We start from the raw sequence: 11,964 nt of genomic DNA, 5'->3' as shown, positions 1-11,964 counted from the left end.
GCCTCTTCTTTAATTAATGATAGACTTACTTAAACATCAAATCCTACTAATGAATCTAATAAGTTGTAATCTTAAAAATACTATATTATGAAAGCTTAAAAGTACTGCATTTAAATCTAAAATAGAAGTTAAACTTCTAAAAAATTATCATATCTGTGTATTTTATCATTATTTCATATCCTTTAGATTTGAAATAATCTTTTGGATTCTCAGTGGTAGCAACCATTACGAAGTCACCACCCCATCCTCCTAGGCTTTTAATAGAACCATTGAAGTCGTTAAATAAGCTTTCTTTCACAGTAGGTACTTTTAATATTTGACTCATAACAGCCTCATGTTCATTCATAAGGTTCATAAAATCAATTAGCTCTGTACACATACTCATCTCTACACTGATCTCTGAAATGCGTTTTACTTGTTCACTAATCAAAGATTTCTGTGCTCTAAAGTTGGCTATTGCCTCCTTACTACTCTTCTTTTGATTGAGATAAACGAAATATATATTATCTGCAAATGGAGGTTTAAAGTCTATTAATTCAACTTTGGGATTATATAAATCTGTTAGGGTGTAAAAAACTCCTGTATTATAGCGAGCACATGCAATATCATAACCACTGCCTCCAAAGGATTCTTGTAGTAATTGATAAGGATTTATATCAAACCATTGAGCTACATTATTGATCCAAGTAGAAGATGTACCTAATCCCCACAAACGAGGAAAGGTAAGCTTAGAAACTACCTCATAACCTTTGCTCTCTACACATATAGCAGGATTCTGTTTATGAGCAGCTCTCAATACTTCTACTAAGGTTTGATAGTAATTACTTCCATCAGGTATACTCTCAGTACCGTATATATCAGAAATCGCTACCTCTTCCTTCATCCACACTTGTCCATCTACATCATAGCTAGTCCAAGAAATTATATTACTACTATTCTCTTTAACTGATAAAGATTGACCATATTGAGTAGGAAGAGCAAAAGCCTTTGCTCCTTCTAGTACTACATACTCTCCTGATATAAGAAGCTTACCGTTGCTATAATACTCTTGTATCATTATTTACGAAGACTTTCTAATAATTCAACTACTGCACTGTGAGTTACTACGTGTTTCTCGAAGTGAGCTACTACCTTTACTCGTTCAGCATCATTAGCTTTAAATTGGTTTAATATATTCATTAAGTGCATTTTCATATGTCCTTGCTGAATTCCAGTCGTTGTAAGTGATTTTACAGCTGCAAAGTTTTGTGCTAGACCTGCAACTGCTATAATCTGCATTAATTCAGTAGCAGAAGGGCTTTGAAGCATTTTTAGAGCTACCTTTACCATAGGGTGTAAAGAAGTTAATCCTCCTACAGTTCCCAATGCTAGTGGTAGATCTATCCAAAATCTAAAGATACCATTCTCTATACTTGCATGTGATAAACTACTGTACTGCCCATTACGTGCAGCATAAGCATGTACTCCGGCTTCGATAGCTCTAAAGTCATTACCAGTCGCTAACACTACAGCATCTACACCATTCATCACACCTTTATTATGGGTTACTGCTCTAAAAGGTTCTACTTCTGCAATACGCACAGCTTGTACAAACTTCTCTGCAAATAATTGTGGTTCTTTAATATCTTTTCCTTTAAGATCCTCTATAGGGCAACTCACCTCAGCTCTAACCACACAATTAGGCACATAGTTAGACAAGATACTCATCACTACATCTATTGCCTTCTCCTCATCAGTAAATGCAATATGGTTAAGAGCTTCAGATTTTAAAGTTTTAGCGATTTGCTCAAGACAAGAGTTAATGAAGTTTGCCCCCATACTATCTTTTGTCTCAAAAGTAACATGCAGTTGATAGTAATTATCTACATCCGCAGTTTTATCTCTCAGTTCTATAGCAGAGATACCTCCACCGCGCTTTTGCATGTTTTGCGTAATAGAAGTGGTATCTTCATAGAACTTCTTATCTATCGATTTGATAAACTCAACTAGTTTATTCTTATCACCTTTATATATAAAATGTACTTGACCTATTTTCTCAGTTCCAAGAATAGTTGTTTTAAAACCTCCTCTTTCAGACCAAAACTTTGCAGCTTTAGAAGCTGCTGCCACTACAGAACTCTCTTCGATAACCATAGGCACAGTGTACCATCTATCGTTTATCTTAAAGTTAGGAGCAACACCAAAAGGCAAATAAAAATTCGTGATTGTATTCTCTATAAACTCATCGTGGAGTTTCTGTAATTCTTCATCTGAATTCCAATATTGTTCTATTAATTCAACGATATCTGTAGAATTAGAAAAATACGTTTGTGCTATCCAATTGATTTTGTCACGTTTACTCAGCTTAGAGAATCCATTAATATTACCTTCCATCTTTATTTTTGTTTATGCCACAAAGATAACTCATTCTTACAAGGTTAAAAAAACTAAAAAAACAGCTATTAGTACTTTTTGTTTATCATATTATGAAATTTATTACCAATATAGCGTCAATAGAATTAAGCTTTTTTTGCCTTATTCAAAAAATAAATTGGTGTAAATCATATTTTTTCATTAAAATTGGAAGTTTTTTCGATTAAATACACAATGAAACACCTTAACCTAACCTTACTATTTTGTATCATCGCCACACAAATTGGAGTTGCTCAGAGGCAAATTCAACAAGAAGAAATTTGGAATGGTACATTCAGAACTAAAGTAATGCAATCTGTCAATTCGATGGAAAAATCAAATCAATACACTCGTATTGAACGCATTGCTAAAGACCAACAAGAAATCAACTTATACAATTTTGAAACATTAGAGAAAGCAAAGACTATCTTCTCTACTAGTGCTTTTCAAAATATAAAGTCTATCGACACTTATGTGTTTGATCACAAAGAAGAGCAAATATTGATAGGTACTAACTCTACTTCTATCTTCCGTCGTTCAGCTTTAGCAGACTTTTATTTGTACAATCCTACTAAAAACACATTAGTAAAAGTAGCAGACCATAAAATTATGGAACCTACATTCTCTAATGATGGTACTAAGATCGCTTATGCATATCAAAACAACCTTTTTGTATATGACGTAGCTTCTCAAAAAACACAACAAATCACTAATGATGGTAAGAAGAATCATATCATTAACGGTATTTCTGATTGGGTATACGAAGAAGAGTTCAGTATCGTACGTATGTTTGATTGGAACAAAGATGGAGACAAATTAGCCTATGTAAAATTTGACGAGACTGATGTACCAGAATATTCAATGGATATCTATGGAACTGGTCTATATCCTACTCAAGATAAATTTAAATATCCTAAAGCAGGAGAAAAGAACTCTTTAGTATCGATTCACATCTTTGACCTTAAATCAGGTAAAACAGAGAAAGTAAACCTAAGCGAATTCAATGATTTCTATATTCCTAGAATTAAATGGACGAATGATAGCAAGTACTTAAGTGCTCAGGTTATCAATAGACATCAAAACGACCTTAAGATATTCTTTATCGACGGAACTACATTAGACAAGAAACTTATCTTAAACGAAAAAGATAAAGCTTATGTAGATGTAAATACACTTACTTTCTTAGACAATAACGACTTCGTATGGCAAAGTGAGAGAGATGGATACAATCACCTATACTACTATAACAAAGAAGGTAAATTAGTAAACCAAATTACTAAAGGTAACTGGGAAGTAACTAATTACTATGGTATAGATGCTAAAAACAAGAAATTATACTACCAATCTGTAGAAGAAGGTTCTATCTATAGAGGTATCTACTCAATAGACCTTAATGGTAAAAACAAACAAAAATTATCTGATAACTTAGGAACTAACAACGCTATCTTTAGCCCTAACTTCCAACAGTTTATCAATATCTATTCTTCTAACACAACTGCTCCTACATACACTTTAAAGAATTCTAAGAGTGGTAAAGTGGTAAAAGAAATTCTTAACAACAAAGAATTAGAAAACAAACTAGTAGAGTACAACTTACCTACTAAAGAGTTTATCCAAATCCCAACTGTAAACGGATTACAATTAAATGCTTGGGTAATGAAGCCTAAAGACTTTGATCCTTCTAAGAAGTATCCAGTATTTATGTATCAATACAGTGGACCTGGTTCACAGTCTGTAGCAGATAAATGGAATGACTCTAATGACTACTGGCACGCTATGCTTACTCAAAAAGGATATATAGTAGTAACTGTAGATGGTAGAGGAACTGGATTTAAAGGAGCTGACTTCAAAAAAGTAACTCAAAACCAATTAGGTAGATATGAAGTAGATGATCAAATCATCGCTGCTAAATACCTAGGTACTCAATCTTATGTAGATACTAACAGAATTGGTATTTGGGGATGGAGTTACGGAGGATTTATGTCTTCAAATGTTCTTTTACAAGGAAATGATGTGTTTAAAATGGCTATCGCTGTAGCACCAGTTATTAATTGGAGATACTATGACAGCATTTACACAGAGAGATATATGACTACTCCTCAAGAGAACGCAAAAGGATATGATGATAACTCACCTATCACACATGCTGAAAAGCTAAAAGGTCGTTACTTACTTATCCACGGTACTGCTGATGATAATGTACACGTACAAAACGCTATGGCAATGATCGAATCATTAGTTCAAAAGAACAAAGATTTCGATTGGTTAATCTACCCAGACAAAAACCATGGTATCTCAGGAGGTAACACTAGATTACAATTATACACTAAGATGACTAATTTCATCTTAAACAATTTATAAGCCAAAACCTTACAACCAAAACCAACCAAAGTACTATATCACCAATATGTACGAACTAAAACAAACTAATATTTACTTAAATGTCAGCAGAAACAGCTAACTCAGATCTATTTAAATCAAAGGTGCTTGGTCACCCAGCAGGTCTATTCGTTCTGTTCTTTACAGAAATGTGGGAACGTTTCTCTTTCTACGGAATGAGAGTCCTATTAATTCAATTCTTAACTGCTAAAGTTATCTTCGGAGATGCATTCTCTGGATGGGGCTGGTCAGCAGAACAAGCAGGTGCTTTATATGGTACTTATGCCATGTTATTATACCTTACTCCTATCTTAGGAGGAGTGATTGCAGATAAATACATCGGTTCACGTTGGGCTGTTATTGTAGGAGCAATCATTATGACTTTAGGTCACGCATCTATGGCTGCAGAAGGAATTTCTAAATTATGGTTCTTCGTAGGTCTTGCTTGTCTTGTGATTGGTACAGGTTTCTTTAAACCGAATATGCCTTCTATCTTAGGAGAGATGTACAAATCATTACCAGACAAAAAAGATGGTGCTTATACTATTTTCTACATGGGAGTTAACTCAGGAGCTTTCTTCGGAATGATGCTTTGTGGTTACCTTGCAGAAACACAAGGATGGCACTATGGATTTGGATTAGCAGGTATTTTCATGCTTTTAGGTACTATTCAGTTCTGGTTAGCAAAACCATTAATGGGAGACTTAGGTGAACTTAAAAAAGTAGACACTACTGTAGCTAAAACACCAGAGCAAATCAAAGAAGATGAAGAAACTAAAAACCCTTACACTTTAGTTGACTACATCTTAATTGGTATTGTATCAGTTATTGGTTTACTATATGCATTTAATGACCCATTATCTAAAAATGGTGTATTAGACTTATTTGCATTCTTAGATACCGAAGCGTTAAGAGGACAAAACATGATGGCTATCATTGCCTTAGTTACCTTCTTATACTTGGTGATTTCACGTATTTTACGTTACGGAAAAGTAATTAGAGATAGAATGTTTGCAGTAATCTTATTAGCATTCTTCCTAATGTTCTTCTTCATGAGTTTCGAACAAGGAGCTACATCATTAGTGTTAGTAGCTAGAGACTATGTAGATAGATCTTTAGAAGGAACAGCATTACTTGCATTCAACATTATCAATACATGTTTAACAGTTATTCCATTACTTATTATATCTTGGGTACTAGTATTATTAGCTAAAGCTACATGGTCTAAAATTGCAATGTCTAATGTGATTTTATTCATTTGTTTTGCTGGTATCTGGGCTATGGCTATCTATATGTTGAACGCAGAATTCAATAAAGAGGTTTCTGAGATCACTGTATCTTGGTTCTCTATCTTGAACTCATTCTTCATTATTTCTTTAGCATCTACAGTATCTAAACTATGGGATTCTAAATATAATCCACCAGCTGCATTCAAGTATGGTATTGGATTAATCTTCGTAGCTATCGGATTCTTAATCTTAGGATTAGGTTCTATGGGAGCTACTGAAGGAGTAAAAATGTCAATCATATTCCTAATTTTAACATACTTATTCCATACCTTAGGAGAATTATTTATCTCACCTGTAGGACTATCTTATGTTTCTAAATTAGTACCTGGTAAAATGCTTGCATTTATGTTTGGTATGTGGTATTTAGCTCTTGCTATTGCACAGAAATTTGCAGCTATCTTAGGGGGACAAATCGAAAATATCAAAGAAGAATACTCTCTTAGTCACTTCTTCTTCTTATTCACTTTAATTCCAGCTGCAGCTGCAGTAATGGTAATGTTAGTGAACCCATTATTGAAAAAACTAATGCATGGTGTTCGATAAGAACACTGTGCATTGCACAATAATAAATTAAATAAAAAAATGAGTCAAACACAGACATTAGAAGAGATTCAGAATTTTTCGGGTAAGTACCCGAAACAAATATGGAGCTTATTCTTCTCAGAGATGTGGGAGCGTTTTAGCTTCTATGGAATGAGAGGAATGTTGGTTTTCTTTATGATCGACCAACTACACTTTGGAGAAGCACAAGCTAACTTACAATACGGAGCTACACAAGCATTCGTGTACGCATTTACTTTCTTAGGAGGTATCTTCGCTGACAAAATCTTAGGTTTCCGTAAATCTCTTTTCTGGGGAGGCTCAATGATGATCTTAGGTAGTATCATTCTTGCAATTGACCCACACGCATACTTCTTTGTAGGTATTGCTTTTACTGTTATTGGTACAGGTTTCTTTAAACCAAATATCTCAACAATGGTAGGATACTTATACAAAAAAGGAGATGAGCGTACAGACGCAGGATTCTCATTATTCTACGCAGGGATTAACTTAGGTGCACTTATCGGAGGATACGTATGTATCGCTATTGGTAAAGGTCACTTCTTTGCAGATACTATCGGACACGACCACCGCTGGAGTGTTGCTTTTGGTTTAGCAGCTTTTGTAATGTTGATCAGTTTAATCAACTTCATCTTTACTAAAAGACACTTAGGTCCTATCGGATTACAACCAAAACAAGTTGCTAAAGATGGTACAGAAACAAGAATGCCTTTATGGAAAGAAGTAGGTACATATATCTTAACTTTCTGTATGGTTCCTGTTATTGTATTTATGATTGATAACACAGAATATACAGCTTACTTTATGTACACTGTAGGTCCTGCAGCATTAATCTACTTATTCTACGAGATGACTAAATTAAATTCTTCTGAGCGTAAGAAAATTATCGCTGCTTTAGTATTTATTTTCTTCTCAGTATTATTCTTTGGTATCTACGAACAAGCAGGAGGGTCACTAAGTATCTTCGCAGCTAAAAACTTAACACCAGAATTATTAGGTATGCATTTAGATCCTAATGGAGTGAACAACTCTGGAGGAGCTTTCTTCATCATCTTTATCGCACCTATCTTAGGTCTATTATGGATCTGGATGGCTAAGAAAAAGATTGAACCTAATACAGTAATGAAATTCGGTCTAGGATTTATCCTATTAGGAGCTGGATATTACGCACTATTCGCAACAAGATTATTTGCTGATGCTGCTGGTATGACTTCTTTAGATTTCTTTACATTTGCCTTATTAATCATCACATTAGGAGAGTTATGTTTATCACCAATCGGTCTTTCGATTATGACTAAACTATCTACTGCTAACTTACAAGGAATGATGATGGGTATGTGGTTCTTAGCTAGTGCATACGGACAGTATGTAGCAGGAATTATAGGAGCATCTATGTCTTCTCACCTTAGTGAAGAAGCAACAGGAAATCACCCTAACTATGACGCATTAATATCTTATACAGAAGGATATAAAGACTTAGGTCTATATGCTGTAATAGCAGGAGTTGTGTTAATTGCACTTTCTCCATTGATGAAAAAACTAATGCAAGAAGTTAGATAATACTTCTACTCACTTATCATATAAAGCGTCTTAGGTAACTAAGGCGCTTTTTTTATATCTAAATACATTATCCTAATTACTCCGATTACATCAATATTTCTATTTGAATAGCAAATTTTTGGTTCTCATCCATTGCAGAATAGAATATAGGACTTAACTTAACCCCTTTAAATTTTAAACAACCTAATCCCATGTCGCAGAATAATAAAACATTTGGACAAACTGTAAGATCATTCAATAAAAACTTCTGGATAGCCAGTTTTATGGAACTGATGGAACGGTGGGCATGGTATGGTATCTACACTTTATTAGGCCTTTATTTAGTAGGTTCTACTGACATGGGAGGACTTGGGTTTGACCACGTACAGAAGGGTAGTATCATGGGAGGTGTAGTAGGTATCTTATACTTTCTCCCTCTATTTTTTGGAGTTATCGCTGACCGTATAGGCTACAAGATTTCATTGATTATTTCCTTTATCATTATGATTGCTGGTTATTATCTTTTAGGAGAAGTAACAGCATTTACTAATGTTTATGCAGCATTCTTATTAGTTGCAGTAGGAGCAGCATTCTTTAAACCTGTAGCATCAGCAATTATTGCGAGTAATACAGATGAATCTACTGGTACATTAGGTTTTGGTATCTTCTATATGATGGTTAACATCGGAGGGTTTATCGGTCCTGCAATGTCATCAGGATTACGTACTACTTATGGATGGAAAATCATCTTTATACAAGCAGCCATTGTAATTGCTATTAATCTAATTGTGGTATTATTTTTCTACAAAGAATCGAAAGTAGAAAAGCCTAAAGACTCTATCGGTAAAGCTATTAAAGATTCTGTATTAGGTATATTCGAAGCTCTAAAAGATGTACGTTTAGGAATTCTATTATTGTTAATGATTGGCTTCTGGACCATGTTTAACCAGTTATTTAATACACTTCCTAACTTCATCGAAGACTGGGTTAACTCTGCTGTGTTAAGTGAATGGATTAATGAAAATGTACCTTTCTTAGGGACATTACTTACACAAGATGGTCAAGTAAAACCAGAGTGGTTTACTAATATTGACTCGTTTATGATTATCATTTGTCAAGTCTCTATTTCATACTTCGTGACTAAGATGCGTCATATCAATGCTGTAATCAGAGGAGCATTAATAGCAAGTATTGGTGTAGGTTTAACGTTCTATACACACAATCCTTTGTTCACAATCTTAGGGACTATGATCTTCTCTATCGGAGAGATGATGTCTAGTCCTACAGTATCTTCATTCATCTCGTTGATTACACCTAAAGGAAAAGATGGTTTATACCAAGGAACATACTTCTTACCAGTTGCTGCTAGTTACTTCGTTACAGACTTTATATCAGGAAACTTATACCAATCTTGGTCAGACAAATTATCTCTACTAAAAACAGAGATGGCTACTCGTAATGTTCCAATGCCTGAAGTAGTAAGTCATGAGCAGTTTATCGAACAAGGTGCTAAGACCCTTAATATGTCTATCTCAGCATTCGAAAAACAGTTTAACCTTAAAGCTGAATCTGTAGATTGGCCTACTGTTATACAATCGTTCAAAGACTTTGCGGTATCAAAGAGTATTGATATTAGCCAAGTACACTTCCCTTTCTCTAAGAACGAATATTTCGCTTTAGCAGAACAAAAACTAGGTTTATCTCACTGGGAAATGGTAGATATGCTGTGGAATACTTATAACCCTAATAAAATATGGTATGTAATCTTCGCTATTGGTATCTTCTCAGTAATCACTTTAGTGATCTATGACAGGTTGGTTATTAGACCTATCGAAAAGAAAAAAAAATAATCTAAAATTCTAGATATATAAACACCTTAAGAGACTAAGGTGTTTTTTTATGCCTATATCTCAAAACAATAATTCAAAGAACGTTGGTGAATTAATCACTACACAAAACTACCTCTTCTACCTCAACACTATTCTAATAGTGACCTCTTTGAGCTACTATGAATGTTTTGACCATTTATGGTCGCAACTATTGGACTCTTCCAAAAAATAACAGCTCCTTCTATAGTTTATTTGCATATAGACTACCTCTATTCACTAGGCCATCATTAAAAAAACACAACTACTTAATTATTATCATATTATCAGTTAATCTCTTTTCTGATTTACACTTTTCTTGATACATCACCGATTGCAAGCCTAAAATTGTCAATAATCAAATAAATCCAGCAAAAAATATCATTCTGTCAATAAAAACCGCTTATAATTTTCACTAAAACAATTAAACTTAAGTTTATTTTACTATTTTTAGCCATTATGACAAGATTACAACATCAATAGTAATCGACTATTACTAACTTAATTACACTATTTATTAAACACATGGAAAACTCTACTTCTGCACGACCGAATTTCTTCGATAGCAAAGTTCTGGGACATCCTTCAGGATTATTCGTTCTATTTTTCACAGAGATGTGGGAGCGATTTTCATTCTACGGAATGCGCGTATTACTTATTCAGTTCTTAACGATGTCAGTTATTGGGCTTAATCCTGGATGGGAAATGAGCGTAGTAGATGCTGGAGCTATATTCGCTACTTATGCAATGCTACTATATATTACTCCTATCTTCGGAGGTATACTAGCTGATAAATATATAGGCTATAGATGGGCAGTTGTTGTAGGTTCATTAATAATGACGCTAGGACACGCCTCTATGACATTAGAAACAGAATTCTTTATGTATCTAGGATTAGTACTACTAGTAGTAGGTACAGGATTCTTTAAACCAAATATGACTTCTATCCTATCAGAGATGTACAAATCATTCCCTGAGAAAAAAGATGGAGCTTATACTATATTTTACATGGGAGTTAATGCAGGTGCATTCTTTGGTATGATGCTATGTGGATACATTGGAGAGCGTATCGGATGGCACTATGGATTTGGATTAGCAGGTATCTTCATGTTACTAGGTACTCTACAATTCTGGTTTGCTAAACCTATATTTGGAGCTATAGGCGATGTTCCTAATAAATCTACAGAAGTAAAAGAAGAAACATCTATAGACACAAAAGACTTAACTCCTGCTCAACAGGATGAACTTAAACGCAATCCATTTACAACACTAGACTATATACTAATAGCTATTACCACTATCATTGGATTCTTATATGCCTTTAGTGATGTATTCTATATCGTAGGTAAGATTAGATTGTTCCCAGCAGAGATATTTGGGATGGATGGTAAAGCAGTTGTAGTTGTCACAGGACTATTAATATTGATGTGGTTAATTATATCGCGTATAGTGAGATATGCTAAAGTAGTTAGAGATCGTATGATTGCGGTTATCATCTTTGCTTTCTTTACCATATTCTTCTGGATGTCGTTTGAGCAAGGAGCTACATCGTTAATCATCTTCGCACGTGATAACACACAGCGAGTTCTGTCTGGTGACAAAGCACTATTATTTAACTCAAGTTTCGCACCAATTTACTTTCACGTAGTAGCCTGATATTTAAAGTGATAATTATTGGATAAAAGTCCAAAAGATTCAATATTATCAATTATTTTAGTTGTAATATCATGAATATCAATAGACTCTACTAGTTTTTCCAAAACATCAAGTATTAAGGCTACTACAGCTAATAATCTAACGTTCAATTTGTTTTCAATATAATCTTGCTTGAGGTCTTTAAATAGACCTCCAATAGTTTCATAAGCTTCCATTCTATAACGGATACTTATGAGTAAATACTGTATAAACACAATAGTTGTTTGCGCTATCTGAATATCAAA

Annotated in this window: 6 protein-coding genes and 2 pseudogenes; 5 read left to right on the top strand and 3 right to left on the bottom strand. The window is 34.1% G+C overall.

From position 1 onward, the window contains the following. Positions 1-136: 136 nt before the first annotated feature. Together BMX53_RS05955 and BMX53_RS05950 are read right to left on the bottom strand one after the other, a co-directional pair. Positions 137-1,057 carry a GYDIA family GHMP kinase gene (locus tag BMX53_RS05955; protein ID WP_074745088.1) on the bottom strand — a complete coding sequence of 307 codons (921 nt, stop codon included), beginning with the start codon at positions 1,055-1,057 and terminating at the stop codon, positions 137-139. Next, positions 1,057-2,373, bottom strand: coding sequence for a hydroxymethylglutaryl-CoA reductase, degradative (locus BMX53_RS05950; RefSeq protein ID WP_074745086.1), 1,317 nt, complete (start codon positions 2,371-2,373; stop codon positions 1,057-1,059). Before BMX53_RS05950 ends, BMX53_RS05955 begins: the two co-directional genes overlap by 1 nt. 213 nt (positions 2,374-2,586) lie before the next feature. Here BMX53_RS05950 and BMX53_RS05945 point away from each other — a divergent pair, with 213 nt between their 5' ends. From BMX53_RS05945 to BMX53_RS05925, 5 genes and pseudogenes are all read left to right on the top strand, one after another. Continuing rightward, complete coding sequence (locus tag BMX53_RS05945; RefSeq protein ID WP_063176868.1) at positions 2,587-4,752, top strand: S9 family peptidase; 2,166 nt, start codon at positions 2,587-2,589, stop codon at positions 4,750-4,752. Between the two features lie 80 nt (positions 4,753-4,832). Further along, complete coding sequence (locus tag BMX53_RS05940) at positions 4,833-6,602, top strand: peptide MFS transporter (RefSeq protein ID WP_063176869.1); 1,770 nt, start codon at positions 4,833-4,835, stop codon at positions 6,600-6,602. Positions 6,603-6,641: 39 nt separating this feature from the next. After that, entirely contained in the window at positions 6,642-8,180 is a 1,539-nt protein-coding gene (locus tag BMX53_RS05935; protein ID WP_063176870.1) for a peptide MFS transporter, read from the top strand. 191 nt (positions 8,181-8,371) lie between these two features. After that, positions 8,372-10,009, top strand: a complete 1,638-nt coding sequence (locus BMX53_RS05930) for an MFS transporter (protein WP_074745084.1) — start codon at positions 8,372-8,374, stop codon at positions 10,007-10,009. A 540-nt stretch (positions 10,010-10,549) separates the two neighbouring features. After that, positions 10,550-11,641 (top strand): annotated as a pseudogene (locus BMX53_RS05925) (peptide MFS transporter); the annotation flags it as partial. Positions 11,642-11,664: 23 nt separating this feature from the next. Here the strand turns inward: BMX53_RS05925 and BMX53_RS05920 are convergent. Further along, positions 11,665-11,964 (bottom strand): annotated as a pseudogene (locus BMX53_RS05920) (IS4 family transposase); the annotation flags it as partial.

The organism is Myroides marinus (genome assembly GCF_900109075.1).
GTDB lineage: Bacteria > Bacteroidota > Bacteroidia > Flavobacteriales > Flavobacteriaceae > Flavobacterium > Flavobacterium marinum_A.
This window is presented reverse-complemented; position numbering and strand designations above follow the sequence as displayed.

Coding starts and splice junctions, on each gene's coding strand:
- BMX53_RS05955 (WP_074745088.1), bottom strand. CDS start 1,057: ATGATACAAGAGTATTATAGCAACGGTAAGCTTCTTATATCAGGAGAG.
- BMX53_RS05950 (WP_074745086.1), bottom strand. CDS start 2,373: ATGGAAGGTAATATTAATGGATTCTCTAAGCTGAGTAAACGTGACAAA.
- BMX53_RS05945 (WP_063176868.1), top strand. CDS start 2,587: ATGAAACACCTTAACCTAACCTTACTATTTTGTATCATCGCCACACAA.
- BMX53_RS05940 (WP_063176869.1), top strand. CDS start 4,833: ATGTCAGCAGAAACAGCTAACTCAGATCTATTTAAATCAAAGGTGCTT.
- BMX53_RS05935 (WP_063176870.1), top strand. CDS start 6,642: ATGAGTCAAACACAGACATTAGAAGAGATTCAGAATTTTTCGGGTAAG.
- BMX53_RS05930 (WP_074745084.1), top strand. CDS start 8,372: ATGTCGCAGAATAATAAAACATTTGGACAAACTGTAAGATCATTCAAT.